The sequence below is a fragment of the Providencia sp. 2.29 genome, from assembly GCF_015832305.1.
GTDB lineage: Bacteria > Pseudomonadota > Gammaproteobacteria > Enterobacterales > Enterobacteriaceae > Providencia > Providencia stuartii.
On record NZ_CP065420.1, the window covers coordinates 1,797,039 to 1,823,362 of the forward strand.

General features: G+C 40.7%; 27 protein-coding genes. 15 read left to right on the top strand and 12 right to left on the bottom strand.

Annotated features, from left to right (window positions below):
- Window positions 1-219: 219 nt before the first annotated feature.
- The 4 genes from I3B46_RS07970 to I3B46_RS22345 all read right to left on the bottom strand — a co-directional run bounded on the left by I3B46_RS07970 (window position 220) and on the right by I3B46_RS22345 (window position 1,963).
- Window positions 220-687 (bottom strand): hypothetical protein, encoded by a 468-nt coding sequence (locus I3B46_RS07970; RefSeq protein WP_104873579.1) that lies wholly within the window; start codon window positions 685-687, stop codon window positions 220-222.
- A gap of 19 nt (window positions 688-706) precedes the next feature.
- On the bottom strand, window positions 707-973 hold the full coding sequence (locus I3B46_RS07975) for a hypothetical protein (protein WP_230089102.1): 267 nt from the start codon (window positions 971-973) through the stop codon (window positions 707-709).
- Between the two features lie 103 nt (window positions 974-1,076).
- Complete coding sequence (locus tag I3B46_RS07980) at window positions 1,077-1,451, bottom strand: hypothetical protein (protein ID WP_104873578.1); 375 nt, start codon at window positions 1,449-1,451, stop codon at window positions 1,077-1,079.
- 329 nt (window positions 1,452-1,780) lie between these two features.
- Window positions 1,781-1,963 (bottom strand): hypothetical protein, encoded by a 183-nt coding sequence (locus tag I3B46_RS22345; protein ID WP_040133295.1) that lies wholly within the window; start codon window positions 1,961-1,963, stop codon window positions 1,781-1,783.
- A gap of 103 nt (window positions 1,964-2,066) precedes the next feature.
- Here I3B46_RS22345 and I3B46_RS07990 point away from each other — a divergent pair, with 103 nt between their 5' ends.
- Together I3B46_RS07990 and I3B46_RS07995 are read left to right on the top strand one after the other, a co-directional pair.
- The gene (locus tag I3B46_RS07990; RefSeq protein ID WP_004921171.1) at window positions 2,067-2,891 is read left to right on the top strand and encodes a YwqG family protein; all 825 of its coding nucleotides are present in this window, start codon (window positions 2,067-2,069) and stop codon (window positions 2,889-2,891) included.
- A gap of 73 nt (window positions 2,892-2,964) precedes the next feature.
- On the top strand, window positions 2,965-3,537 hold the full coding sequence (locus I3B46_RS07995) for a UbiX family flavin prenyltransferase (protein ID WP_004921169.1): 573 nt from the start codon (window positions 2,965-2,967) through the stop codon (window positions 3,535-3,537).
- A gap of 109 nt (window positions 3,538-3,646) precedes the next feature.
- On the opposite strand, the gene tnpA is transcribed toward I3B46_RS07995, so the two are convergent.
- Window positions 3,647-4,072: an IS200/IS605 family transposase gene (tnpA, locus tag I3B46_RS08000; RefSeq protein ID WP_004924660.1), complete on the bottom strand. Its 426-nt coding sequence runs from the start codon at window positions 4,070-4,072 to the stop codon at window positions 3,647-3,649.
- 56 nt (window positions 4,073-4,128) lie between these two features.
- Here tnpA and I3B46_RS08005 point away from each other — a divergent pair, with 56 nt between their 5' ends.
- Complete coding sequence (locus tag I3B46_RS08005) at window positions 4,129-5,298, top strand: RNA-guided endonuclease InsQ/TnpB family protein (protein WP_004924658.1); 1,170 nt, start codon at window positions 4,129-4,131, stop codon at window positions 5,296-5,298.
- Window positions 5,299-5,385: 87 nt separating this feature from the next.
- Here I3B46_RS08005 and I3B46_RS08010 read toward each other — a convergent pair whose 3' ends face one another.
- Window positions 5,386-6,303, bottom strand: coding sequence for a TIGR01777 family oxidoreductase (locus tag I3B46_RS08010; protein ID WP_004921167.1), 918 nt, complete (start codon window positions 6,301-6,303; stop codon window positions 5,386-5,388).
- A gap of 298 nt (window positions 6,304-6,601) precedes the next feature.
- Here I3B46_RS08010 and yfcD point away from each other — a divergent pair, with 298 nt between their 5' ends.
- The 4 genes from yfcD to I3B46_RS08030 all read left to right on the top strand — a co-directional run bounded on the left by yfcD (window position 6,602) and on the right by I3B46_RS08030 (window position 10,250).
- Entirely contained in the window at window positions 6,602-7,144 is a 543-nt protein-coding gene (gene yfcD, locus I3B46_RS08015) for an NUDIX hydrolase YfcD (RefSeq protein ID WP_004921163.1), read from the top strand.
- Between the two features lie 203 nt (window positions 7,145-7,347).
- Entirely contained in the window at window positions 7,348-8,583 is a 1,236-nt protein-coding gene (locus I3B46_RS08020; RefSeq protein WP_004921161.1) for a M24 family metallopeptidase, read from the top strand.
- A gap of 18 nt (window positions 8,584-8,601) precedes the next feature.
- Window positions 8,602-8,799: a DUF3311 domain-containing protein gene (locus tag I3B46_RS08025; protein WP_004921159.1), complete on the top strand. Its 198-nt coding sequence runs from the start codon at window positions 8,602-8,604 to the stop codon at window positions 8,797-8,799.
- Entirely contained in the window at window positions 8,796-10,250 is a 1,455-nt protein-coding gene (locus I3B46_RS08030) for a sodium:solute symporter family protein (protein ID WP_060561123.1), read from the top strand. Before I3B46_RS08025 ends, I3B46_RS08030 begins: the two co-directional genes overlap by 4 nt.
- A gap of 119 nt (window positions 10,251-10,369) precedes the next feature.
- Here the strand turns inward: I3B46_RS08030 and I3B46_RS08035 are convergent, their stop codons facing one another.
- The 4 genes from I3B46_RS08035 to ackA form a co-directional block, all read right to left on the bottom strand.
- Window positions 10,370-11,293, bottom strand: a complete 924-nt coding sequence (locus tag I3B46_RS08035) for a YopT-type cysteine protease domain-containing protein (protein ID WP_036940922.1) — start codon at window positions 11,291-11,293, stop codon at window positions 10,370-10,372.
- 2 nt (window positions 11,294-11,295) lie between these two features.
- Window positions 11,296-11,532 carry a hypothetical protein gene (locus I3B46_RS08040; RefSeq protein ID WP_014656271.1) on the bottom strand — a complete coding sequence of 79 codons (237 nt, stop codon included), beginning with the start codon at window positions 11,530-11,532 and terminating at the stop codon, window positions 11,296-11,298.
- A 190-nt stretch (window positions 11,533-11,722) separates the two neighbouring features.
- Window positions 11,723-13,867 carry a phosphate acetyltransferase gene (gene pta, locus I3B46_RS08045; RefSeq protein ID WP_163761984.1) on the bottom strand — a complete coding sequence of 715 codons (2,145 nt, stop codon included), beginning with the start codon at window positions 13,865-13,867 and terminating at the stop codon, window positions 11,723-11,725.
- Window positions 13,868-13,949: 82 nt separating this feature from the next.
- On the bottom strand, window positions 13,950-15,152 hold the full coding sequence (gene ackA, locus I3B46_RS08050) for an acetate kinase (RefSeq protein ID WP_004921151.1): 1,203 nt from the start codon (window positions 15,150-15,152) through the stop codon (window positions 13,950-13,952).
- 603 nt (window positions 15,153-15,755) lie between these two features.
- On the opposite strand from ackA, the gene yfbV reads away from it, so the two are divergent.
- The 4 genes from yfbV to I3B46_RS08070 all read left to right on the top strand — a co-directional run bounded on the left by yfbV (window position 15,756) and on the right by I3B46_RS08070 (window position 19,445).
- Entirely contained in the window at window positions 15,756-16,211 is a 456-nt protein-coding gene (yfbV, locus tag I3B46_RS08055; RefSeq protein ID WP_004921149.1) for a terminus macrodomain insulation protein YfbV, read from the top strand.
- A gap of 127 nt (window positions 16,212-16,338) precedes the next feature.
- On the top strand, window positions 16,339-16,833 hold the full coding sequence (locus I3B46_RS08060; RefSeq protein ID WP_014656269.1) for a YfbU family protein: 495 nt from the start codon (window positions 16,339-16,341) through the stop codon (window positions 16,831-16,833).
- Window positions 16,834-16,853: 20 nt separating this feature from the next.
- Window positions 16,854-17,528, top strand: coding sequence for a sugar phosphatase (locus I3B46_RS08065; RefSeq protein WP_014656268.1), 675 nt, complete (start codon window positions 16,854-16,856; stop codon window positions 17,526-17,528).
- Window positions 17,529-17,615: 87 nt separating this feature from the next.
- Window positions 17,616-19,445 carry an SLC13 family permease gene (locus tag I3B46_RS08070; protein ID WP_014656267.1) on the top strand — a complete coding sequence of 610 codons (1,830 nt, stop codon included), beginning with the start codon at window positions 17,616-17,618 and terminating at the stop codon, window positions 19,443-19,445.
- A 337-nt stretch (window positions 19,446-19,782) separates the two neighbouring features.
- Here I3B46_RS08070 and yfbR read toward each other — a convergent pair whose 3' ends face one another.
- A complete protein-coding gene (yfbR, locus tag I3B46_RS08075) occupies window positions 19,783-20,364 on the bottom strand; it encodes a 5'-deoxynucleotidase (protein ID WP_014656266.1) in 582 nt (193 codons plus the stop codon).
- A 212-nt stretch (window positions 20,365-20,576) separates the two neighbouring features.
- On the opposite strand from yfbR, the gene I3B46_RS08080 reads away from it, so the two are divergent.
- On the top strand, window positions 20,577-20,936 hold the full coding sequence (locus I3B46_RS08080) for a hypothetical protein (protein WP_004921139.1): 360 nt from the start codon (window positions 20,577-20,579) through the stop codon (window positions 20,934-20,936).
- A gap of 527 nt (window positions 20,937-21,463) precedes the next feature.
- On the opposite strand, the gene I3B46_RS08085 is transcribed toward I3B46_RS08080, so the two are convergent.
- Window positions 21,464-22,678 (bottom strand): pyridoxal phosphate-dependent aminotransferase, encoded by a 1,215-nt coding sequence (locus I3B46_RS08085; RefSeq protein WP_014656265.1) that lies wholly within the window; start codon window positions 22,676-22,678, stop codon window positions 21,464-21,466.
- 772 nt (window positions 22,679-23,450) lie between these two features.
- Between I3B46_RS08085 and I3B46_RS08090 the strand changes: the two genes are divergently transcribed.
- From I3B46_RS08090 to I3B46_RS08100, 3 genes are all read left to right on the top strand, one after another.
- Window positions 23,451-24,380 carry a LysR family transcriptional regulator gene (locus tag I3B46_RS08090; RefSeq protein WP_014656264.1) on the top strand — a complete coding sequence of 310 codons (930 nt, stop codon included), beginning with the start codon at window positions 23,451-23,453 and terminating at the stop codon, window positions 24,378-24,380.
- A 747-nt stretch (window positions 24,381-25,127) separates the two neighbouring features.
- Window positions 25,128-25,571 (top strand): NADH-quinone oxidoreductase subunit A, encoded by a 444-nt coding sequence (locus tag I3B46_RS08095; RefSeq protein ID WP_014656263.1) that lies wholly within the window; start codon window positions 25,128-25,130, stop codon window positions 25,569-25,571.
- An 18-nt stretch (window positions 25,572-25,589) separates the two neighbouring features.
- Complete coding sequence (locus I3B46_RS08100) at window positions 25,590-26,264, top strand: NuoB/complex I 20 kDa subunit family protein (RefSeq protein ID WP_004921127.1); 675 nt, start codon at window positions 25,590-25,592, stop codon at window positions 26,262-26,264.
- The last annotated feature ends 60 nt before the right edge of the window (window positions 26,265-26,324 follow it).

The window sequence follows — 26,324 nt, forward strand, 5'->3', positions numbered from 1 at the left end:
GAACTATAGCATTAATGACGCTGTATATTCGACAATAAAACAGCTAATGCCCCAATGTGGTACTCACCAAAACGGAGCGAAGCGACAACATCATTTTGTCTTTGCTTTTCTCCATGATGGGTTATTGGGGCATGGTTTCTTAGCGGGTTAATCTAACTAAGTTTGCTTAGGTTAGGCTTCTTTCGACGGTGTAATCCAAGAAATTCCAAGTAATTAGTACTATTCAACTTCATAAAAGGTCATGCAAAAACCTTCTTCACCATATAGGCCATCATCTGTAATAATAAATTCAAATGTTTTATTAGGATAAAGGCTTTTTAATCTAATTCCCCAAAAATATTTAAGAACATTACTAAATTCGGTCATTAAAACTTCGTTATCGCTGGCCGCATCGGTAATTGTCGATAAAAAAAAGTCGTTAAATGAAAAAACATTATTGACCATTTCTAATGTTCTTTTATCCTTACCATAACCATCATATGGCTCTATTTTTCCATTATTGTTCTCACATCTGTATATAACACCATCAATTTCAATAATTTCAGGGCAAAACAGGCCAGCACATGCGAGAATAGATTCTAACCCAACACAGTTTGAAACAAAATTAGGCAAACTATAATCAAGTGGAAAAGGTGTAGGAAATATAGCAATGAGATCATTAGATACTATGCTCGGATATTTTTTCATTTTTACTCCAATAATTTTTTTATTTCATCAGGTATTTTTTAATTCTTTCTTTAGATATATTAGCCATCCTTCGCCCATCAGGGTCAAAAACAATTACATGACCTCCCGTAGTTTTAGAGTAAGTACCTGGTTCTCCCATAGTTGGTAACTTATTACGACTAATTACCTGACCATCAAATTTTAAATTTCTAAAATAATCTAAATCTAAAATGTGACCTTTCGAGTCAACCAAGAATCGGGCTTTATTTTCCCCTGAAGCGTCATCAAGTTTTGAAGTGCCACTCAACCCAAACGGATCAATAAACCCTGTCGGATTATGCTCATACCTATACGGATTGAACCTACCCAGTCGCCCTATTGGGTCAGGGCAGCGATATTGCCCGGTACCCTTATCCTCTAGTACCGAAAGCGGTGATAATACAAGCTGGGCTCACTATCTTCGTACAGGCCTGCAAAACGAAAATGACACTGGGTATAATTGGGGTCATTATCTGCTGACTTGTCTTGTAACCGCCAAAACTGGATGTGCCCCACGTATTCAACCAGCCAGCGCAGCTCGCCTGACCCGCTTCGATAAATATCTCCCGTAGCATTCCTTGATGGTCGGCGGTGATATAGTGCGGTTTGCCACTCTGATAACGCGCGGTAGGCGTGATGTGTTCCGGCTGGTAGAGCCACTGAATATCCGAATCATAGGTTACCATCCTATCTGCATACACCGATGTTTCTTCCACTATTTGGTCTCCGGCCGTAAGTAGTGCCATGCCATCGCTTTCGGGCTATGTTGTGGAAATCGCGAGTTTACAGTTGCAATTTCGTTATCTACAGTCTTGGTTTTGCTTAACCGACGACCAAACGTATTATTATAGGTATAATGTCAATAATCCCCAGACGTTTACAATTGAAAGGGAATTATAAAACAATTATTAATAAGTCCGAAAGATGATAAAATTCTTTGCAGCCATATATTATAAATTATTTAATACTTTAATAGTGAAAAACAAGAATAGAATTCACCACAGTTAATTAAGCCTATAATGGTTTTGTTGATAACATCTTTTGTTAATACTTCCACAATAATTATATCAGAAGCTCAAAAATATAAACCATGGCAGCACTTTCCCGTTTCCTTATAATTTTTCAATATAGAAATTATATTGTTAACAGTGAAAAAAATTGATGAATATCTTCTCTCATCATTTAAAGTTACTTCTACATTATCATTTTTAGGAACAAGCTGCTTGTCACCACTAAAAATTTTAATATCTAGGTTCATGAATCATTTTTTCCTACCAAAAACTTTCAGAACCTCATAAATTACTGTTTGTTGATTTGCTTTATTAGATTTGCCTAATATTTCTATACCATCTGGAGTTCTCATGATTGACCTAACAGCCTTACCCGATAACTTAAAGCCTTTTGTTGATAAAATCACGGCCACAGCTAAACCAACCATAGAGATGCAACTCACGCCTGTTGAACAGCCGATTTTGTGGGAAAGTCGTATTGGTGGCATGCCTTATTTGCCTTTAGGCTCAGATTTTCCTGTCGATAGTGATGGCATTCCTTTAAAACTATTGGCACAAATTAATTTCGCACAAATGCCGCCACTTGAAAACTATCCAACAACTGGATTATTGCAGTTTTTTATCGGCGGTGATGATTTGTATGGTGCGGATTTTGATGATCTACAAACCCAAAACGGTTTTCGCGTCATCTATTGGGAGAGTGTTATTGAAGATAACGCAAAACTCCAACAAGACTTCTCCACCATTGAAGCCGCTTATGAAGATGAGTATTACTCACCAATAGAAGGGCAGTTTAGTCTCGAATTCACACCCGCGACACAATATATCAGCTCGAACGACTTTCAGTTTGGCCGCAAAATTTTAGATGTTGATGATCTGTATGATTACGAAGATCAGTTTGAAGGCGAGGATTTTTACGATGAATGGCTAGAACCCTACAATGAACACTTTGCGTCGAACGGTCATCGTATTGGCGGCTATCCTTTCTTTACTCAAACCGATCCTAGAGAGTATCGTAAAGAAATTCAGGACTATGTATTGTTACTGCAAATCGACAGTGATTATGAAACTGGCATTTTATGGGGCGATATTGGCGTCGGTAACTTTTTTATTCATCCTGAAGATTTAAAAAATAAAGATTTCAGCAAAGTGGTCTATAACTGGGATTGTGGTTGATAGATTTAAGGGCTTTTCATTGCGATAATTGCTACTATGGTTGTTGGTGATATCGAATCGTGCGGGGAGCAGAATGAAGAAGCTAATCATTGGGTTAACAGGAGCAAGTGGCGCAATCTATGGCGTTAGGTTATTAGAGGTGCTAAAACCTGTTAAGAATGTGGAAACCCATTTAGTGATGAGCGCAGCGGCCCGTCAAACCTTATCATTAGAAACACATTATAGTGTCAAAGAGGTTCAGCAATTAGCTGATCATCATTATGATAGCCGCGATATCGCCGCGGCTATTTCTTCCGGCTCCTTTCGTACAACGGGTATGGTGATTATGCCATGCACCATGAAAACACTTTCTGGCATTGTACACAGCTATACCGATACATTAGTCACTCGTGCTGCCGATGTGGTCTTGAAAGAAGGTAAAAAACTCGTTCTAGGGGTACGTGAAACACCGCTGCATTTAGGGCATTTAAAGTTACTGGTGCAAGCGGCTGAAATGGGAGCGGTCATTATGCCTCCAATGCCAGCCTTTTATCATCAGCCTAAATCCATTCAAGATATTGTTGACCAAACAGTGAACCGAATCCTCGATCAATTTGATATTGAATTAGACCAAGATTTATTTACCCGCTGGCAGGGAGGGAAGTAGTTTTATTCGATTGCCAGTTATAAATTGTCGCCGTTTAGCAAAATCCGCCGTAAACCCTCGCCCAATGCGGGCGGGGATATAAGGCGAAAAGTCCGCAGGGCTTTAAAGATCAATCAGGCGTTGACTGACTCTGAACGTAGGCTCTGAGCGTTTCAATTGTTGCCCCTCCGGTGCTACAGACAAAGTATGATCTCGACCACAAAAGCCCCGTTTTACTTTGCATCCGTAAATGTGTGTTTTGCTGGCGCAGCAGGCGCGACGATACTGATTTCAGATTGTTTACCATCACACTGACCGCCAGTTTTGGCGGGTAAGCAACCAGCAGATGCACATGGTCAGGCTCTCCGTCCATCTCAATAATTTCGCATTCAAGTTTTGCCGCAGCGGAGCCAAAAGCCTCACGCAGTTGAGCGATCATCAGTCCGTCAAATAGCTTACGTCGGTACTTCGTCGTAAAGATCAGATGCACGACCAGTTTACTGACACTGTGCCGCTTTCGGAGGAATCCCGCCAGTAAATCATCATGATTACTCAATTGATATATTCACCTAACATGTTAAAATAAAAACATTATATCAATGAGCACTGATTATGTTAAGAGCAACAAAAGTACGCATCTACCCGACACCAGAACAGGCTGAATACCTCAATGCTCAGTTTGGGGCGGTTCGTTTCGCGTACAACAAATCTCTTCACATTAAAAAACAGGCTTACCAGCGGCACGGCGTAAATTTAAACCCGCGTAAAGACCTCAAGCCACTGCTTGCAGTGGCGAAGAAATCCCGTAAATACGCATGGCTTAAAGAGTATGATTCCATAGCGTTACAGCAGGCGGTGATTAATCTCGACGTGGCTTTTTCCAACTTTTTCAATCCGAAACTGAAAGCTCGTTTCCCGACGTTTAAAAGTAAGCATGGTAAACAATCCAGCTATCATTGTGTTGGAATCAAAGTCCTTGATGGCGCGATAAAAATCCCTAAAATTGCACCAATTGAAGCGCGTTTACATCGTGAAATTACGGGAATGCTGAAAAGTATCACCCTGAGCCGCAGCACAACTGGGAAATACTACGCCTCGCTACTCTGTGACGACGGAATGGAAGCGCCAGAGAAGCCGGCACTGATATCAAACGTGACGGGGCTGGATATGGGGCTGACGCATTTTGCCATCAAATCCGACGGTAATAAAATTGCCAATCCACGCCACCTTATCAACGCCAGCCACAACCTGCGCCGGAAGCAGAAAGCCCTCTCCCGGAAGAAAAAAGGGAGCGCAAACAGACGCAAAGCCAGAATACAACTTGCATCCGTTCACGAACGGGTAGCCAATGCCCGTGCCGATTTTCAGCACAAGTTATCTCGTGCAATTGTTGACGAAAACCAAGCGGTAATTGTCGAGACGCTGAAAGCGGCAAATATGATGAAAAACCACCATCTGGCGCGTGCGATAGGCGATGCGGGATGGTCTGGATTCATCACAAAACTGGAATACAAAGCCGCAGAGAAAGGCGTGCATCTGGTGAAACTGGATCAATGGTTCGCCAGTTCGAAAACCTGCCATTGTTGCGGTCACAAGATGCCGGAAATGCCATTACATAAGCGCATATGGCAGTGTCCAGAGTGTGGAGTTGAACATGACCGTGATATCAATGCGGCGATCAACATCGAACGCAAGGGCATACTGGAATTACAAGCGGCGGGACTCGTCGTTTCTGCCCATGGAGGCCAGCGTAAATCCGTCACACAGACGGTTGCGGCCTAAGAAGTGGGAAGCCTCGCCCGACAGGGCGGGGAGCAGTCACTTAATCTACTGACCATGACGCATTGAATGGTCAGTAGCCTGCTCAAACTAGCTCGTTGAACTATCACGCGTTTTAAATAAATCTTCTAAGGCGATTTTTAACTCAATATATTCAAATTGAAAACCCGCCTCTTCCAAGCGTTTTGGGATAGCTTGCTGCCCACCAAGCACTAACGTCGCTGCTTCACCCAAAATGGCCTTAATCATAAAGGCGGGAGTTCGAACAAAAGCGGGGCGGTTAATGACCTCGCCTAAAATAGCGGCAAATTGGTCATTATGGACAGGATAAGGCGCTGTCATATTAAAGGGGCCTGATAAAGTTGGGTTATCAAGCAAAAAACAGATAGCATTGACCATATCGTTAATATGTATCCATGGCATAAATTGTTTGCCATGACCAATTGGGCCACCAGCCCCCATTTTAAAGATAGGAAGGACTTTTGCGAGCGCACCTCCGTTTAATGACATCACAATGCCTGTACGTAATAAACAAACGCGGGTCGATGGTGATTGCGCATTTTGAGCAAGGGCTTCCCAATGTTGGCAGAGTTGATGAGTAAATTCATCGTGTGGCTGCTCTGATTCTGTGACAACGGCTTGGCCTTGATCGCCATAATAACCAACCGCAGAGCCAGATAAAAAAGTATGCGGTGGTGTTTTACTTGCGGCGATTAATTCAGTTAAGCGTTGAGTAATTTTCCATCGGCTATCACACAACAATTTTTTCTGTTCATCACTCCAGCGCTTTTCAGCGATAGGCTCCCCAGCAAGGTTAATCACAGCATCAAAATCATTGAGATCTTGCTTATCCTGTAGTGAAGTCCAACATTCGATAGCCTTACAAAAGCGGCTGTAGACTTTCTGCGGGGAACGGCTTAGTACTGTTACCTTATCAGAGCGAGCAACAAGCCGTTGTACGAGAGGTGTACCAATTAAACCGGTACCACCGGTAATAAGTATCCGCATAATCGCCTCCTGTGAAAAATTGGACTAATCAGTGTAAAGCTTATCTGAGCTAACTATAGCAGCTACTCAGAAAATTTGCTGAGACTGCATTGTATTTCCTAAAAATTCGCTTGTTGTTGCTGTAAATAGCCTATTATTAAAGCTCCTGCAACATGAAATCAATACTCAAATTTGTGTGCTATCACTTGCAAGGGGAACGTGAAAAGCATACCTTGTTACAGACTGTTTGCTTGACCGATTTCGGCAATAGTTCTATGGCATAAAAACTGTGTTAACAGGTTAAAAAAAGGTTTTAAGGATGGAAGAACAAACCGAAGTGGTTGAATGGGTTGACATTGTTGATGAGAACAATGAGGTTATCGCTCAGGCCACACGTAGCCAGATGCGAGCAGAGAACTTGCGCCATCGTGCTACTTACATTGTTGTCCATGATGGAATGGGCAAAATATTGGTACAAAGGCGAACGGATAGTAAAGATTTCTATCCGGGCTACTTAGATGCGACTGCTGGCGGAGTGGTGACTCAAGGTGAAAATATTTTAGATTCTGCTAAGCGTGAAGCAGAAGAAGAATTAGGCATTGCAGGCGTGCCGTTTGCTGAACATGGCTTATTTTATTATGAAGGCGAAAACTGCCGTATATGGGGCGGTCTGTTTAGTTGTGTGAGCCATGGCCCTTTTGCATTGCAAGAGTCTGAGGTGGTTGAGGTGAATTGGTTAACGCCAGCCGAAATTAGTGCTCGTTGTGATGAATTTACCCCTGACTCCTTAAAAGCGCTCTCTTTATGGTTAACACGGAATAATGAGTTTGAGAAAGCTATTTCGTGTGCAAATAATTCGTAACTTAACGACTTAAATTGATAAGGGCTATGCTTTAGCCCTTTAATTCATACTGTCTTCTATTCTATAGTGTTACTGATACTATATTATAACTATTAGTTATAATTAATAAGTGGGCTATTTGATATATTTATATGCCCACTGAATTATGCCTTCCTGCTAATTAATTCTTGGTCACCATGTTGCACCATCCGAGAGAATAAATAATGACAATTCATAAAGATGTATCTTCTTTAAAACAACAACACCTACAAAATGTCACGAATAAAGCCCGTGCGATTATGGAGCGAGAGGGGATTGAAGCCCTCGTAGCTACCGTGGGAGATAATTTTTATCACTTAACCGGTTTTGCTAGTTTCTTCATGTATACCTTTAGGCAAACAGGCTCGGCGATCGCGGTAATTTTTCGTGACCCATCAGTGAAATCGCTGGTGATTATGAATGAATTTGAGGCTGCAAATTTGCAATTGGAAATGCCTAATGCACAAGTGCGTACATTCCCAATATGGGTTGATGTGGATGATCCTTATCACCCTGATAATGGCAAAGTTGTTAAGCAAAGGCCTATTCATAGCCCGATTGAGACTATCTTTACGCTATTAAAAGATGCGCTGGCCGAAGCCGATGTATATGGTAAACCTGTCGCCATTGAATTGGGTCAAATCAGCCATATGGGGAAAGTGTGGCTAGACAAGGTGATCCCAGAATTAAATCTAGTGGATTCCGCTCCGCTCTTCAATGAATTGCGCGTTATCAAGAGTGAATGGGAAATCGCTCACTTAAGAAAAAGTGCTCAAATTACAGAAGCGGGTATTCAAGCTGCTAGCGAATTAATCAAAGTGGGTTGTACTTCCGCTGAATTAACCGCAGCTTTTAAAGCTAAAGTGATGGAGTTTCCAGAAACTAACTACAGTCGTTTCAATTTAATTTCAGTCGGCAGTGATTTCTCCCCAAAAATGCTACCGGAAAATGTGCCTGCGAAAGAAGGGGATCTTATTAAATTCGATTGTGGTGTTGATGTTGCGGGATATGGGGCTGATATTGCAAGAACCTTTGTTGTTGGCAATGCTAACGATAAAGTTAAAGAGATTTATCAAACCATACATAAAGGCCATGAATACATGCTCAACCGTGTCGCTCCTGGGGTACGTTTAAGTGATGTGTTCAATGAAACTATGGCATTAATTCGCTGTTCTGGCTTACCACACTATAACCGTGGTCACTTAGGGCATGGAGATGGCGTATTTGTCGGGTTAGAAGAAGCCCCTTTTGTGAGTGCAGCGACGACTGATGTGTTTCAGCCGGGAATGGTGATGAGCCTAGAAACACCTTATTACGGTATCGGCATTGGCAGCATTATGATTGAAGACATGCTGCTAGTCACTGAAGAGGGAGTTGAAATGCTCAGCCATTTGCCACGTCATTTGGTTTCTGGTGGTTAAGTAAGAAGGAATTAATGTATGAAATGGTATCACTTTTTGGTGATCTTCCCGCTACTGGCTCTAACTGTGGGTATTTACTATGCCAATCGCGTAGAGCCTTTTGTTATGGGATTGCCTTTTTTAATGTTTTGGATTGTGGCTTGGGTGGTGATCAGCGCTTTAATTATGCTGCTAATTAATATTTTAGACTCTAAAAAGAATAAGGAAAAACAATGAGCTACGCTTTAGTTGTCATTACACTGTTTTTCCTATTGAGTATCTACCTTGCATTGAGGTCGAAAAAAGGTAAAACCATGGATCACGAAGGGTGGTCTGTTGGTGGACGTAGTTATGGCGCTTTATTAGTCTTTTTACTCAGTGCAGGTGAAATTTATACTACCTTTACTTTTTTAGGGGGGAGTGGCTGGGCATATGGGAAAGGGCCTGCCATATTATACACATTGGCGGTTAACGCTTTTATGGGGATATTTCTATATTGGGTGCATCCTCGTGTATGGCGATTTGCTAAGCAGAATGATATTAGAACCATCTCTGACTTTTTTGGGGCAAAATATCAAAGCCAAGGCTTAGCACTATTGATTAGCCTAATTTCCATTGTGGCGATGGTACCCCTTTTCGTATTGCAGCTTAAAGGGCTTGGTATTATTGTTTCTCAAGCCTCTTATGGTGCTATTCCCGCAGATATGGCGATTTGGATAGGCATCATTGCAGTGACCTTGTTTGTGATGATTTCAGGTATTCATGGTTCAGCATGGACATCGGCATTAAAAGATTTGATGATCTTAATTGTTGTTGTCTTTATCGGTGTTTATATTCCCTTGCATTACTACGGTAGTTTTGGCGATATGTTCCGTGCTATCGATACGGCTAGCCCAGGCTTTCTGACATTTTCTGAGCAGGGATTGAATATTCCGTGGTATATCTCAACTATCTTTTTATCTGTAGTGGCTTATTTTTGCTGGCCGCACTATATGGCCGCCGTATTTACAGCTAAAGATGAAAAGTCATTAAAGCGTAATAGTATTCTCATTCCTGCATACAGCTTGATTATGCTGTTTGCGTTCTTTGTTGGTTATGCTGCAATATTACAAATACCGCATCTTGATGGCTCAATGGTGGATTTATCGTTATTTGAGATCGCTAAAACCACATTTTCACCGCTTATTGTTGGTCTTATTGGTGCCGCGGGTATGCTGACGGCATTAGTACCTGGTTCAATGTTATTATTGACGACGTCTAATATGTTGGCGGGAGTGGTACAAAAAGCATTAAATGTGAGTGAAGAGAAACGTCAATCAGGAATTTATGCGCGTTTTATGGTGCCTTTGGTTGCGTTAGTGAGTTTGTACTTTATTTTTCACAGCAACGACACATTAGTGGCTATCATGTTATTAGGTGTTAATATTGTCGCACAATTTTTTCCCGCGTTATTGATGAGCTTTAGAAAACATAACCCTATGACGGCGACGGGGGCAATGGCTGGTATTATCGCAGGGGTCATTTTCCTTGCAGTGACTTATATTGAGCACATTTCGTTATCGCAACTGTTCCCTTGGTTAGGCAAAGGGCTTGAATTTATGAATATCGGTATCGCTGCATTTGTGTTAAATATTATTGTTGCAACGGTCGTATCGTTATTGATGTGTAGAAAGCAAAAAGCGATTTAGATGCTATTGTTGATAGGGCAGTGTTTTTGCCCTATCAATCAGTTAGTTATTTCTAATAGGTGGTGTAGTGGTTATTTGCTGGTATGGTTTTTAATATTTTAGTTTTATAACCCCATAAGTTAAATTGTTTTTCTGTGATGTTTTAATTTGCTACTTTTCATTCTTAATGCTTTTGCATCTTGGTTTACCAAGCGCTCATCTATTCTTGGTGCTTGGATATAATTGAATGTTTGATTTGCAGCCAGTGAGCTAGACAAACTGACAGTTTTTTCTTCAGTTTTGGCTCTCATTTCAAACTTATAGGACTTATCATTAAACAGAGCATCTAAGAAGTTAAAAAAATGACTTTTATCGGTTGTTTTAAATAGTCCTTTATTCGGTTCGAAAAATTCAAAAATAGGTTTACCATTTCTATATTTAACGACAATTCCCATTGAGTGCGTTTGACTGCACAGGTTACCAATAATATCCTTTTTCTTTATTAAGCAATCTTCAATGTGTGCTTTTAATTCTTTGGATGTAAAGGTGATATCGAAATCAATAGATGTAATTGAGTCATAATGTATATTTTGTATATTTTCAAGCTGTGTTAATCTTTCTTTTGTAAGCTCTAAATAATAATCTTTCACTAAAGAGAAAAATAGTGGAAAGCGCAGTGAGTCTATTTCGCTTTCATTCTGAAAACATTTTGAAGAGACATCACTAACTAAGTTATTATAACGGTTTTTTTCTAACTTAAGAGGAGGATTAAGTGCATCATGGTAAACTTTATTGATAAACTCGTGTAGCTCTAGATATAAATGTTTTTCATCCTCTTTAATTGATAACGTGTTTTTTTGAAATAACCTATTTATGTAATCACAGTCATCTTCATTATATTCTTTTTTTATTTTATTGAATTTATTCAGTATATCTCTTAAAAAATAAATCATGTGATGATGATTTTGAATGTTCCTAGCTTTATTGAAATTCTGATTTAACAAGGCTTCACTATGTTTTTTAAAGGCTTTATAATGATAGGTGTCTTTTAAAAAATCAACCAACTTTATTTTTTTATGTTTTTATAAGCGTTATATGTCTCAGTGACATAGATCTCTTCTTGGTTTGCATGAGCATAATATAAAAAAGAGTTAGTTAGCCCATAACAGATCCCATCTTGTAAACTTTTCATATTATCTACCCCAATTATTTTTTTAGAAAAATTATTTTTTGAGGTGTTTTTAAAATGGTTGATAATATCAACTTGCTCAAATTTTACTGAATATTTAAAAGCATCTAGCATGCTCATCTCCGCGCTTAATTATATTTTAAATGTTTCTTTATTATTACTATTAATGGTAATTAATCTTGCAATTTTCAGCAGTTAAGAGGAGATGAGGAAAAGCGTCTCGCGTATTTTTGTTAGATAAAACAAAGCCAACCGTTTTTGTTCAGTTGGCTTTTTAATTAAGACAAAATGCTAATAATTTATATTAGGCATTTTCATTTTGTACGGCTTGGATCGCTGTCAGAGCAACGGTGTAAACAATATCATCGACCAATGCACCACGTGATAGGTCGTTAACCGGTTTACGCATACCTTGCAGCATTGGACCAATAGAAACGAGGTCGGCTGAACGCTGAACCGCTTTATAAGTCGTGTTACCCGTGTTCAAGTCAGGGAAAATAAACACGGTAGCTTTACCTGCAACAGGTGAGTTTGGTGCTTTCGATTTCGCGACATCTGCCATCACAGCCGCATCATACTGCAATGGACCATCAATCATTAAGTCTGGACGTTTTTCTTGTGCTAAACGAGTCGCTTCACGCACTTTCTCAACGTCGCTTCCTGCACCTGAATTACCAGTAGAGTAGGAGATCATTGCAACACGAGGTTCGATACCAAAGGCTTTCGCGGAATCTGCTGATTGGATAGCAATCTCTGACAGTTGCTCTGCGGTTGGGTCTGGGTTGATCGCACAGTCACCATAAACGAAGACTTGCTCAGGGAGTAGCATAAAGAAGACAGAAGAGACTAATGAGCTACCCGGCGCTGTTTTGATCAATTGCAGAGGTGGGCGGATAGTATTTGCTGTGGTGTGGACGGCACCGGATACGAGACCATCAACTTCACCTTTTTCGAGCATTAATGTACCCAAAACAACATTGTCTTCAAGTTGCTCACGAGCAACAACTTCGGTCATGCCTTTGTTTTTGCGTAGCTCAACTAGGCGAGCAACATAATCTTCGCGTACCTTCACAGGATCAACGATTTCGATGCCTGTACCAAGCTCAATACCTTGCGCAGCAGCGACACGGCGAATATCTTCTGGATTACCTAACAGTACGCAAGTTGCAATACCACGCTCTGCACAGATAGAGGCAGCCTTAACCGTACGTGGCTCATCACCTTCTGGTAAAACAATACGCTTACCGGCTTTACGTGCTAGTTCAGTTAATTGATAACGGAAAGCAGGTGGTGATAGGCGGTTAGGACGCTCAGAATCAGCCACGAGTGATTCAATCCATTCACTGCTAATATGATGAGCAACGTAGTTTTGAATTTTTTCAATACGTTCATGGTCATCCGCAGGCACTTCTAAGCTGAAACTTTGTAGATTCAGTGAAGTTTGCCATGTATTGCTTTTCACCATAAATACAGGTAGACCTGTTTCAAAAGCTTGTTCACAAAGTTGGCGAATAGGCTCGTCGATTTGGTAGCCGCCAGTTAGCAGGATTGCACCAATTTCAACGCCATTCATTGCCGCAAGAGACGCAGAAACTAATACATCTGGGCGGTCTGCCGAAGTCACTAAGAGTGAACCCGGGCGGAAATGCTCAAGCATATGAGGAATACTACGAGCACAAAAAGTCACTGATTTCACGCGGCGAGTATTGATTTCACCTTCATTAACAACGTCGGCATTCAAGTGTCTTGCCATGTCGATGGCACGCGTTGCAATCAGGTCAAAGTTCCAAGGGATTGATGCTAGAACCGGTAGACTTAGGCACTCTAAATCTTTTGCTGTGATATTCGCAATGGTTGCTTTGGTCGAATCATCAAAGATTTCAGAGAGGTCAGGGCGAGTACGACCTTGCTCATCAACAGGGGCATTCACTTTATTGACGATAACCCCGATAATATTTTTATTGCGTTGGCCGCCGAATTCGTTACGTACTAACTCAAGGCGCTCTTTCATTTGAGTTATATTGCTGTTACCCGGTGCGGTGACAAACACAATTTCTGCACCTAAGGTTTTTGCGATGTCATAGTTCAGAGACTGTGCAAAAGAGTGCTTACGCGTTGGCACTAAACCTTCGATTAATACCACTTCAGCATTTTTAGTTTGCTCATGATAACGGGCAACAATCTCTTCCATAAGCACGTCTTTTTTTGAAGAGGTCAGTAGTGACTCTACATATTCCATTTTTAATGGTTCGACGATAGTGGTGAGACTTGAATGAGAGCGTAAAACTTCAGTGGTTTGATCTTTACTACCGGAAATACGTGGCTGAGCGATAGGTTTAAATACGCTCAACTGGACACCTTTTTGTTCCATTGAACGAACGACACCTAAGCTGACGCTGGTCAAACCAACGCTAGTGCCGGTAGGAATTAACATAATTGTACGAGACACGGGAACCTCTTTAATCGGTTACTCTAATAAAACAGTATCATAAAGTAGTACCGCCAGCGGGTTAGGCTGGCGGTAGAGAATCTTAAGCGGTTAAGCGTGCTGAATCTTGAGCAATCACTAACTCTTCGTTAGTTGGGATAACCAGCGCTGGGCGGCTGTTATCTGTGGTGATTAAGCCTTCTTTACCGAAACGTGCAGCTAAGTTGCGCTCATGGTCGCACTCGAAGCCAAGTAGAGCCAGTTTCTTCAGCGTTAACTCACGTACTTGCGCAGAGTTTTCGCCGATACCGCCAGTAAAGATAATGGCATCAAGACGGCCTTCCATCAATGCACAGTATGCACCGACATATTTCGCTAAGCGATGGCAGAAAACGTCCATAGCGCGTTTAGCGTCGGCTTTGGTTGCATAGTTATCTTCAACATAACGGCAGTCACTAGTCACACCGGTTAAGCCGAGAAGGCCAGACTCTTTTGTTAGCAACTTGTTGATCTGCTCAACGCTCATGCCGAGTGAGTCATGTAGATGGAAAATGATCGCAGGGTCGATATCACCACTACGCGTTCCCATGACTAAGCCTTCTAATGGTGTCAGACCCATAGAGGTGTCAACACATTGACCGTTAACAACCGCCGTCACCGAGCCACCATTACCTAAATGGCAGGTAATAACGTTAAGCTCTTCAACCGGTTTATTCAATTTTTTCGCCGCTTCACGGGAGACATAGTAGTGGCTAGTTCCGTGAGCGCCATAACGACGGATACCATGCTCTTCATATAATTCATATGGTAGTGCATATAGGTAAGCTTCTTCAGGCATAGTTTGATGGAACGCAGTGTCGAAAACCGCTACGTTTTTGTGTACTAAATGAGGGAATGCCTTTCTCGCTTCCTCGATACCAATCAAGTGAGCTGGATTATGCAAAGGTGCAAATGGCACTGCTGCTTTAATGCCTTCAACGACGTCGTCATTGATCAAAACAGATGAGGTGAATTTCTCGCCACCATGAACAATACGGTGACCAATAGAAGAAATTTGAGCAGACAACTCAGGTTTTGCTGCAAGAATAGTGTTAACAATGAAATTCAGTGCTTCACTGTGTGCCGCGCCTGCACCTAATTCAGCTTCATGCTTAGCGCCGTCCATTTTCCACTTAATACGAGCTTCAGGCAGATTAAAGCATTCAGCTAATCCAGATAAATATTCATCGCCATTGGTTGGATCGATGATGGCGAATTTCAGTGAGGAGCTACCGCAGTTTAGTACCAGTACCAGCTTACTTGACATGGAAATACCTATCGTTAATTGTTGTTGTGAAGCCTTTAAGTTGCAAAAGCATAAAAAGACTTTGTAAAAAGTATGGTATCGCTAGAGACTAGCGCATTTGACACCTGATATTTCATGATTGATATCAATGATAATGTCAAAACTACATGTATCGGTGCCTAATAAAGGGTTAAAAAAGCCGTGTTTTTAATTGCATTAAGCGCATGATGAGTGAACTTAATGACTGGCGTTGAAATAACACGCAAAAACCCCAATATATATCAAAGCTGTAGAACAATTGAAACCAAGCATAAATTAACAGACTTCTACAGCGATGCTAAATGCGGCCAATTCTACTAAAATTATTTTATATTTTGTATGTTTTTTTTAGAAATGGCCGGTTTGATTGATTAAAATCATAAGCACCGTAAAAAATACGCATTTTATGCAAATTTACCTATCAATCAGGATAGCTGATTTCGCCAAAAATGATCAGATTAGTGCGGCAATAATTGAAAATTATCTATTTGTGCTTATTCATAGGCATTGCTGTTAAAATGGCGTAAGGTAAGTATTAAATGTGTTATTTCTTTATATAGGTTTGCGAGTCATAGGAAGGAATGTATGAGTACATTACAAAACTCACCATCGGGTTTTTTTAAACGATTTAGGTTGGGGAACCTGTACCTAAAAACGTTTCCTATGGAGAAAAAGTTAACCCCTATCTTCCCTGAATTGCGCATGATCAAGGCGACTCGGTTTGGTATTCGCTATATGCCGCCTATTGCTATCTTTACACTGACTTGGCAAATCGCACTAGGGGGAGACCTCGGTCCTGCGGTTGCAACAGCACTATTTGCTTGCAGTTTACCGATGCAGGGTTTGTGGTGGCTTGGTAAAAGAGCATCAACTCCACTTCCCGCCAGTTTGTTGAGTTGGTTCTACGAAATTCGAGAAAAATTTGTACAAGCAGGGATTGCGATGGCACCTGTAGAAGGGCAGCCTGATTACTTGGCATTAGCACAATTGTTACAACGAGCATTTAAGCAATTAGATAAGTCATTTATGGACGATATTTAAATTAAAAGTCCGATTTAACAACAAGTAACGCAAAAAGCCTGTCTAGATCAATAAAAGTGATGTTTTCACTGTCCATCATGAAATTTGAATGCGAAGATGAGCTAAAAATTTTCCGAGGAGAAGCATGATGGAAATGACCAACGCACAACGCCTAATTTTATCTAACCAATATAAAATGATGACTATGCTCGATCCTGAAAATGCGGATCGTTATCGCCGTCTACAAACGATTGTAGAGCGGGGTTTTGGTTTGCAAATGCGTGAGCTTGATAGAGATTTTGGTGAATTAAGTGAAAGCACTTGCCGTACCGTCATTGATATTATGGAAATGTATCATGCTTTACAGGTCTCATATGGCAATATGAGTGACCCACAAGGCATTGACGCGCGTCGAGTACAATTTTTAGGTTTTGATGCAGCAACAGAGGCGCGTTATTTGAGTTATGTTCGCTTTATGGTTAATACGGAAGGTCGCTATACGCATTTCGATAGCGGAACTCATGGTTTCAACTCACAAACACCAATGTGGGATAAATATGTGCGGATGCTGGGGATCTGGCGTGCATGTCCTCGCCAATACCACCTATCTGCGGTAGAGATTAGTCAAATTATTAACGCATAATGCGTTTGTAAGGGGTAAAAGTGGAGTTAAAAGCAAAAGGTTTACTATTTGATCTTGATGGTACACTTGTCGATTCATTAGCTGTTGTTGAGCGCTGCTGGTGCTTATTTGGTAAAGAGATAGGGGTAGCGCCAGAAGAAATCATTCGTTTTATCCATGGGAAACCTGCGCTAACCAGTTTACGCCACTTTATGCCTGATGCCAGTGAAGACGAAATTAATGCTCGTTTTCGCTGGTTAGAAGAAATGGAAGCTTCCGACACTGAAGGTGTTATTGCGTTATCAGGCGCCGTTGCACTGCTCACCCGTTTAGAGGAATTAGGGGTGCCTTGGGCTATCGTAACCTCAGGAACCGTACCGATAGCGCATGGTCGTCAACAAGCAGCAGGATTACCCGAACCCAAACATTGGGTCACATTTGAAAAAGTGACAAAAGGTAAGCCTGATCCTGAACCTTTCCTATTAGGGGCAAAATGCCTAAATTTAGATCCACAAGCGTGTATTGCATTTGAAGATGCACAAGCAGGCATTCACTCAGCCCTTGATGCAGGCTGCCAAGTGGTCGCTGTTCATGCCCCAGAGAGTATGCCAAGAAGAGAACAAATTCATGCAATAATCAGTTCATTAACGCAAATTTCGGTATCTGGCCCAGACAAAAATGGTGTTTTCACACTATCTGTATCAAAAAATGTTTAATACCGAATTAATCAAAGAAATTCTCCGCTAAACATGGTTAACTAAAGGAATTGATTAGCACTGTTTTTTTCGTCGAAAGGGGATGCTTTGAACGGAGAATTGCTGTGGGTGTTAACCCTGCTACTGATAGCTATCGTACTGTTTACCACAAACAAAATTCGGATGGATGTGGTCGCGTTATTGGTTATCGTTGCATTTGTTCTAAGTGATACTTTAACTTTAGAGCAAGCCACTGCGGGTTTCGCCGATCCTAACGTATTATTGATAGCGGCGTTATTTGTGATTGGTGATGGCTTGGTTCGAACAGGGATCGCCTATCAAATGGGCGATTGGCTGGTTCGTGTTGCAGGTAGTAGTGAAAGCAAGATGTTAGTATTTTTAATGCTAACGGTTGCTGGGCTAGGCGCTTTTATGAGTTCTACAGGGGTGGTTGCTATTTTCATCCCTGTTGTACTGAGTGTTGCCGCCCGCATGAAAATCTCTCCAGGTCGCATGATGATGCCATTAGGCTTTGCGGGCTTAATTAGTGGCATGATGACATTAGTTGCGACACCACCGAACATGGTGGTCAATAGTGAATTGGTCAGGGAAGGCATCAAAGGGTTTCAATTCTTCTCCATTACACCAATTGGTATTGTGATTTTATTGGCGGGTATCGCCTATATGTGGGTTGCCCGCCGCTGGTTAGGAAGTAGTGAACCCGATAAGCTCCCCGAACGTTATCAACGTACCTTTCGTGACCTCATTCGTGACTATAAATTAACCGGTAGAGCGCGCCGTCTTGCCATCCGTAAAGGCTCGCCATTAATTGGTCATTCCCTTGATGAATTGCATTTACGCTCTCGCTATGAAGCTAACGTGGTAGGCATTGAGCGCTGGCGGAAATTTCGCCGTGTTATGGTCAGTGCAACAGGGGGAACAGAACTTAGAGAGCAAGATGTATTGCTGGTAGATATTTCTGTCAGTGATGATGAGTTACGCCAATTCTGTTTTGAACAGAAACTGGAACCGATGATTTTACGCGGTGACTATTTTTCTGATCAATCTCGAGATGTTGGTATGGCGGAAGTGTCTATGAACCCAGATTCTGAATTATTGGGTAAAAGTCTTCGCGATATTAAGTTTCGTACTCGTTATGGCCTGAATGTTGTGGGGATCCGCAGAGATGGCAAGGCCATGGATGGTAAATTAGTTGATGAACCATTGAGGCTCGGTGATATTCTCTTGGTCATTGGGGATTGGAAACTGATCCGCATTTTGTCGACAAAACCGCGCAATTTTATTGTGTTAAACCTTGCTGCTGAAGTAGAGGCAGTCGCTCCAGCCGCCTCACAAGCTCCCCATGCGCTGTTTTGTCTGGCATTGATGGTCGCTATGATGGTAACAAATGAAATTCCTAACTTTGTTGCAGCGTTGATTGCGTGTTTATTAATGGGGAAATTCCGTTGCATTGATATGGAGAGCGCCTATAAGTCTATTCACTGGCCCAGTATCATTCTGATTGTTGGGATGATGCCGTTTGCATTGGCGCTTCAAAAAACGGGCGGGATCTCATTGGCGGTTGATGCCCTCATGGAAGTCGCGGGTAATTTGGGGCCACATGTCATGCTGCTATGTCTATTTATACTTTGTGCCACAATAGGTTTATTTATTTCTAATACCGCTACGGCCGTTTTAATGGCGCCTATCGCGATTGCTGCGGCACGTCAGATGGAGGTTTCACCATTACCGTTTGCGATGATTGTTGGGATTGCAGCTTCTGCGGCATTTATGACGCCAGTCTCGTCACCAGTGAACACATTAGTGCTAGGCCCTGGGGGCTATAAGTTTGGTGATTTTGTCAAAATTGGTGTGCCATTTACCATCATCGTGATGATTATAAGCGTATTATTAGTACCTATTCTTTTTCCTTTCTAATGAGAATGAAGCCCTTTATCAGAGGGCTTCTACTTCTTTTTGTATTCATTAAAAAACGTAACCGTTAATAGCTTAAATAACTTGAGATCGGCTTAAGCCGACTTCAGATTAACGCTTATGATAATTGGCCTGTAAAATACATGATTAAAAGTGGCAAAAAAATAGCAAACAAAAAACAATTTCTATTGTTCTCATAGAGAGTGATCATGGAAAAGTTATATTAGGTATTAATGGTGATTCAAGACGACTGAATATCGATTTCCCGACAGTATTAAAAGAATGAGAGTGAGTGTTATTGATTAAACTGGAATGAAAAGTACCATTCCAGTTTTGAAGATTAATGGCTAATTTCATCAAGAGATAGTTTAAAACCAGGTACAAAAATCTCGATAAAATAATCCATCTCGGGGCTTTGTCGCTCAGCAAGGATTTTTTCAAGGCGTTTTTTGGCTAATTTAAATTCACTATTTCCGGCAGATAACTCTTCTAAACATTTTAAATAAGCGCACAGCGAGTCAGCCTGTTTAACAATGCTGTGCTCTTCATCCGATTGCAACTCTTCAATGAGAAGTGGCTTGAAATCCTCTTGTAGCTCTTCTGGAAGCATATCTAGCAATTTTTGCTGGGCAAATTGTTCTATCTTTTTATATTCATGCGCAATCTGTGAATTGTGATACTTAATCGGGGTGGGAAGGTCACCCGTAATCACTTCACTGGCATCATGGTACATTGCTAATAAAGCAATGCGTTCAGCGTTAACGTGACCACCGAATTTGCGGTTTTTGATAATCGCCAGCGCGTGAGCGACCATGGCAACTTGTAAGCTATGCTCTGAGACATTCTCAGTACGGACATTACGCATTAGCGGCCAGCGATAGATGAGTTTCATTCGTGCAAGGTGGGCAAAAAAGTAGCTCATAAAACCTCATTAAATGGGCAAAGAAATGATTATATTATAGTCTATTTAAAATAGATATTGGTTTGTCAAAGGTTAAGGAAATTAAAATAGAAGTAAATTAATAATTTAAGCGGTTTTATATCGCTAATCATTCATTTATTTTATATCTACTGTAAAACAGCATTAATTAAATTTATTTCTATTGATAGCATGAGAAACTATATGGAGGGTTTATGCCTTGGAATTTGGGGTTTATTACATTTGAAAATTTTTGGCATGAAAAATTAAAATATGTCAGATTACATCATACGGCCGCTCATGGTAAGCCAACAGATATGACACTTTATAATATTGAGCATGGGAAGATTATAAAAAAAGCAGGTTCATTTGAGTATTCTGGCTATGAAGATTATTGGCGACTAGAAATAATAACAGAGCGAGGAGAAAGATTTATTACAAAAAATAATTTTTACTGTTCTATTACTGAAGATGATGACCCAACAGTTATTGTTGGTGTTAATGGTGATGCAAGAACCATGTATATTGCATTTTCTCACTCAAGTGGTTGCAAAACTAAACTACTAAGAGCCTAGTAAAGCTAATTTAAAAGAGACGTGATAATGCTATCATAATAAGATAGTAGCTTTAATTTTATTAGGCCAATATACTTTTATAGAACGTCTGTTTATGATGCTCTTTTATTGTTGTTTTATTTGTTTTTAATTATTGTTTGATCTGCGGTGATAAAAATCTATAATCAGGAATAACATTCTTAATAAATAATGGTAGGGGATAATATGAAATACTTTCCAATTATATTATTGCTATTCTTTTTAGCAGCAGTTTATTTTATTTCTATTATATGATTATTGATAAACGATAATAAATAAGTCTGAATCATCTTTTTAAGAGTATTAACAAAACGTTGTTCAATAAAGAGGTGATAGGCCGTCTATTGTGTTTGCTGAATGCTTAGCTCTATTGTCTCAATAAGACAGCAGGGCTTTTTTATTTTCTAGCTTAAATTGGAAAAGTAATAAATGTTAAGCCGTAACAGACGATTCATAAAAAACACTCCCTTTTTTGAGGGAGTGTTTCTGTCTTAACGATTAATGAAGCATTATTGGCGATAATTTTCGATAAAACGACCAAATTTATTAATTGCCATTTCAAGATCATCTGCATAAGGCAGGGTCACGATGCGGAAGTGATCCGGCTCTGGCCAGTTAAATGCAGTACCTTGTACAAGAAGCACTTTTTCTTGTAGTAATAAATCAAGGATCATTTTCTGGTCATCATGGATATTGAAACGCTTAATATCGATTTTAGGGAACATATACAGCGCGCCTTGTGGTTTTACACAAGAAACCCCTGGGATTTGGTTAATTAGTTGCCAAGCACGTTCACGTTGCTCATATAACCTACCACCGGGTTGAATAAATTCGCTGATGCTTTGATAGCCGCCGAGTGCTGTTTGGATAGCATGCTGCATAGGAACGTTAGCACACAGGCGCATTGATGCTAACATTTCGAGACCTTCAATATAGCTCTTAGCTTGTTGTTTCGGCCCGTTTAATACCATCCAACCTTGGCGGAAACCTGCCACACGATAGGTTTTTGACAATCCGTTAAAAGTGACGGTCAGTAAATCTGGCGCTAATGCCGCAATTGAGTGATGCACGGCACCGTCATACAGGATTTTATCGTAAATCTCATCGGCAAAAATAATAAGGTTGTGTTGGCGTGCAAGCTCAACGATTTCTAACAATAACTCTTTACTGTAAACCGCGCCGGTTGGGTTATTTGGGTTAATGATGACAATTCCGCGAGTGCGAGGCGTAACTTTTTTACGAATATCATCAATATCAGGCATCCAACCTTGCTGTTCATCACACATATAATGAACTGCATTACCACCGGATAAAGAAACTGCCGCAGTCCACAACGGGTAATCAGGGGCAGGTACTAGCATCTCATCACCATTATTGAGCAGCGCTTGCATTGCTTGCACAATCAGTTCAGAAACACCATTACCAATATAAACGTCTTCAACCGTCATTTCACGAATATTGCGAGCCTGATAGTGCTGAACAATGGCTTTACGTGCGGAATATAATCCTTTTGAATCACAATAACCTTGCGAGCTCGGTAGATTACGCAATACATCGACCAGAATTTCATCTGGGGCTTCGAAGCCAAACGGTGCCGGATTACCGATATTTAGCTTGAGGACTTTGTTACCTTCTTCTTCTAAGCGCTTTGCTTCTTTTAATACAGGCCCGCGAATGTCGTAACAGACATTATCAAGCTTGTTAGATTTTTTAATGTTATTCATTCGTTCTCTCATTACCCTATTTGGGAAGACTTAAGTAGGGGGATTCCGGCTTATCTGTTACTACTCTACTCTTACCACGGAAGCTTTTGAAGATAGGAGATAATTTTTGGTGAAAAAGGTTGGTTTATGCTGTGATGTGACTGTTGATAACTAAACATGCCACTTAAGTTGAATGTAGATGCCAATAATATTAATTAATTTGAAGTTATCTGTTGTCAATTCTGGCTGTTTTGGAGGAAAAAATAGAAATTATGGGCAAATAATGGCTAGAAACAAAAAGATTGTATCAAATTGTAAGATTGATGACGAAATTGGATGTATAGAAATAAAAATTCATAAATTTCCGTGGAATTTCAACAGAAATTAGCTCTTTTTGTTAGTAATATTGATTGTTCTAGTGAGAAAATAATGAATAAAAATGAATGATAAAACTATAACTAACTGAAAAATAAACGTTTGAGTTAGGGCGTGAGTACATGTTTAAAGGCATTTACATTAAAATAATTGCAATTACATTAAATATGTTAGTATTTAGAGGACGGCAAATAAGAAGGTTGTTTTTACGATTTAAATTAAATCGATTGGTTAACATGCTTCTTTGTCGTTCGGTGGAACGTTCATTTTAAGATTGTCCCACTCGGATAAAGTGTAATAAATGTGAGTCTAAGGATTAGATAAACATCAAGCAAGTTATTTCAGTAATTAAACAAGCTGATCTCAAGGAGGAGAGCAGGAACACCAGGTAACATAAAATTATATAAGAGAATTAAAGATGATAAATTCCAATCGTCCAATAATGAACCTTGATCTGGACCTACTGAGGACATTTGTCGCAGTTGCCGATCTAAATACATTTGCTGCCGCTGCTGCTGCAGTATGTCGAACCCAGTCTGCTGTCAGTCAGCAAATGCAACGCTTAGAACAATTAGTCGGTCGTGAGTTATTTGCTCGCCACGGGAGGAATAAATTACTCACCGCACATGGTTTACAATTACTCGGCTACGCAAGACAAATTTTGCGTGCAAATGATGACGCAACAGCATCATTGACGTATAACGACGCTGAAGGTGAATTGAGAATAGGTGCATCCGATGATACGGTTGATATCTTACTCCCATTTTTACTCAACCGTATTGCGTCTATTTTCCCGCGTCTTGCTGTTGAAGTCAGGATCAAACGCGCACAATTTATTGAGTCGATGCTAGATAATCATGAGATTGATTTAGCTTTGACGACGGCGCGTATTAGCCATCATCCAAAAACAGCATTAAGAACAGTACCGGTGTTATGGCACAGTGCCCCTGATTTCCAGTTGCGCGCTAATGAGCCGATTCCATTAGTAGTTATGGATGAAACAAACCCATACCGCAAACTGAGTACTGATGCTTTAGATAATGCGGGGCTTGCATGGCATATTGCGTATGAAGCAGCATCACTTCCTGCTGTCAGAGCGGCTGTAAATGCAGAAGTCGGCGTGACAGCGCGACCGATGGAAATGCAAAATGCGGATCTGCGCATTTTAAATGAAACGGATGGTCTGCCTCGTTTGCCTGATATCCAATATTGGCTGTATAAAAATGCTGATGAACAAAAGGATTCAGTGTTAACAGTATTTAGTGCAATTGAAAACAAAAAGATCCCTTATGCTGTTGCACCTACCAGTGACGATGTCATTGTTAACGAAAGTGAAGGGTCATTTTAAGCACCAATAATTATTTGATGATTATTAATTGATTAGTACAAACTCAATGGAAAAAACCGCGATAACTTCGCGGTTTTTTTTTGAGCAAAACGGGGCAAAAAAGGACAAAGTAACCACTTAATAAGTATGGTTTAAAATAATATTACGTGAAATAATTGTGATGTAGATGGCAGAACATGAATTTCATTTTTTAGTTACAAAATTGTTATCTTGTTAACAATCATATTTTGCTGAATTGATAAAATAGGACTGCTTAGTCAGACAGTTACTTGATTTAGTGAATAAAAAACAGTTAATGTGACTTAGACTAAATTTGAATATTCTGTAAACAGTATGAGCAAATTTTCAATAAAACTGTGCGCTAGATCAAATAAAAAGAGCAAGTTTTCATCTGGTAAGACAGGTTTTTCCTGAGATAATAGTGTAGTAAAAGCGAATAATCAGTTAGACTAGTCATTGCGTTTATTGTGTGTATTTACACACTGACACGTTTTAGCTGATTTTGAGTACTTTTTGTTGCAATCTTGTTTTTGGTAGGTCAACGAATTGTAGCAAGTACGGGTTATTTTGCTTAAGTTGAGCAAAATAAATAGTCGGAGAGAGGACAAACCAAACACGGTCTTCAGACTGCTTTTTTATGTTTGGTGATGATTTTTGGTCTTTCTTCTCGGTTAACTGGGCAATTATGGTGTAATACTGCCGTTAAGAGCAGATTCACGCACCATGTGTAATGAGTAAGCAACGAGTATGTCTGAATCTATCCTAGCGTTAGCCCATAACTGGGCCTTTGCGATATTCTTTGTCGGCGCCATCGCCCTTTGTTCGTTTATGTTGGTCGCTGGTCATTTCCTCGGCAGCCGTGCCAAAGCCAGAACAAAACACGTACCTTATGAATCAGGTATTGATTCAGTAGGGAGTGCCCGTCTTCGGATGTCGGCGAAATTCTACTTGGTTGCCATGTTCTTCGTTGTCTTCGATGTGGAAGCCATGTTCCTGTTTGCATGGGCTGTAGCCGTCCGTGAAGTCGGTTGGTTAGGCTTTATCGAAGCAGCAATTTTCATTTTGGTATTGTTGGCTGGACTGTTTTATCTGGTTCGCGTTGGTGCATTGGATTGGACTCCTGTCCGTTCACGTCGCGCAGTTAAAGGTCCTAGTGAAGTTATTAAAATCAGCAATCGTCATCCGCAGTAACAAGCGAGGCATTATACAATGGATTATACGCTCACCCGCATAGATCCGAACGGTGAGAACGACCGTTATCCCCTGCAAACTCAAGAAATCGTTACCGATCCACTTGAGCAGCAAGTTAAAAACAGTGTTTACATGGGTAAACTTTCTCATGCCTTACACGATGTCGTTAACTGGGGGCGCAAAAATTCTCTTTGGCCATATAACTTTGGTCTCTCATGTTGCTATGTTGAAATGGTGACGTCGTTCACAGCAGTTCATGACGTAGCCCGCTTTGGGGCAGAGGTTCTCCGTGCTTCACCTCGTCAAGCCGACTTTATGGTCGTTGCAGGAACCTGCTTTACGAAAATGGCTCCCGTCATTCAACGTCTCTATGACCAGATGCTTGAACCAAAATGGGTCATCTCCATGGGTTCATGTGCTAACTCTGGCGGTATGTATGACATTTATTCTGTCGTCCAAGGTGTAGATAAATTTATTCCTGTGGATGTTTATATTCCCGGTTGCCCACCACGTCCTGAAGCTTATATGCAAGCTCTGCTTCTGTTACAGGAATCCATCGGTAAAGAGCGTCGTCCGCTATCGTGGGTTGTTGGTGATCAGGGGGTTTATCGTGCCAATATGCAATCAGAAAGAGAAAGAAAGCACGGTGAACGTATCGCAGTGACTAACTTGCGAACCCCAGACGAAATTTAAGGCTTAAAGCCATACAGCGTAACAGAGCAATGTGTTGCGAAATGATAAACCTGATCAAGC

Coding starts and splice junctions, on each gene's coding strand:
- I3B46_RS07980 (WP_104873578.1), bottom strand. CDS start 1,451: ATGGCACTACTTACGGCCGGAGACCAAATAGTGGAAGAAACATCGGTG.
- I3B46_RS08095 (WP_014656263.1), top strand. CDS start 25,128: ATGTCTGAATCTATCCTAGCGTTAGCCCATAACTGGGCCTTTGCGATA.
- I3B46_RS07970 (WP_104873579.1), bottom strand. CDS start 687: ATGAAAAAATATCCGAGCATAGTATCTAATGATCTCATTGCTATATTT.
- I3B46_RS08080 (WP_004921139.1), top strand. CDS start 20,577: ATGCCTTGGAATTTGGGGTTTATTACATTTGAAAATTTTTGGCATGAA.
- I3B46_RS07995 (WP_004921169.1), top strand. CDS start 2,965: ATGAAGAAGCTAATCATTGGGTTAACAGGAGCAAGTGGCGCAATCTAT.
- yfcD (WP_004921163.1), top strand. CDS start 6,602: ATGGAAGAACAAACCGAAGTGGTTGAATGGGTTGACATTGTTGATGAG.
- I3B46_RS08020 (WP_004921161.1), top strand. CDS start 7,348: ATGACAATTCATAAAGATGTATCTTCTTTAAAACAACAACACCTACAA.
- yfbV (WP_004921149.1), top strand. CDS start 15,756: ATGAGTACATTACAAAACTCACCATCGGGTTTTTTTAAACGATTTAGG.
- I3B46_RS08060 (WP_014656269.1), top strand. CDS start 16,339: ATGGAAATGACCAACGCACAACGCCTAATTTTATCTAACCAATATAAA.
- I3B46_RS22345 (WP_040133295.1), bottom strand. CDS start 1,963: ATGAACCTAGATATTAAAATTTTTAGTGGTGACAAGCAGCTTGTTCCT.
- ackA (WP_004921151.1), bottom strand. CDS start 15,152: ATGTCAAGTAAGCTGGTACTGGTACTAAACTGCGGTAGCTCCTCACTG.
- I3B46_RS08040 (WP_014656271.1), bottom strand. CDS start 11,532: ATGCTAGATGCTTTTAAATATTCAGTAAAATTTGAGCAAGTTGATATT.
- I3B46_RS08085 (WP_014656265.1), bottom strand. CDS start 22,678: ATGAATAACATTAAAAAATCTAACAAGCTTGATAATGTCTGTTACGAC.
- I3B46_RS08005 (WP_004924658.1), top strand. CDS start 4,129: ATGTTAAGAGCAACAAAAGTACGCATCTACCCGACACCAGAACAGGCT.
- I3B46_RS08030 (WP_060561123.1), top strand. CDS start 8,796: ATGAGCTACGCTTTAGTTGTCATTACACTGTTTTTCCTATTGAGTATC.
- yfbR (WP_014656266.1), bottom strand. CDS start 20,364: ATGAGCTACTTTTTTGCCCACCTTGCACGAATGAAACTCATCTATCGC.
- I3B46_RS08100 (WP_004921127.1), top strand. CDS start 25,590: ATGGATTATACGCTCACCCGCATAGATCCGAACGGTGAGAACGACCGT.
- I3B46_RS08025 (WP_004921159.1), top strand. CDS start 8,602: ATGAAATGGTATCACTTTTTGGTGATCTTCCCGCTACTGGCTCTAACT.
- I3B46_RS07990 (WP_004921171.1), top strand. CDS start 2,067: ATGATTGACCTAACAGCCTTACCCGATAACTTAAAGCCTTTTGTTGAT.
- I3B46_RS08010 (WP_004921167.1), bottom strand. CDS start 6,303: ATGCGGATACTTATTACCGGTGGTACCGGTTTAATTGGTACACCTCTC.
- I3B46_RS08090 (WP_014656264.1), top strand. CDS start 23,451: ATGATAAATTCCAATCGTCCAATAATGAACCTTGATCTGGACCTACTG.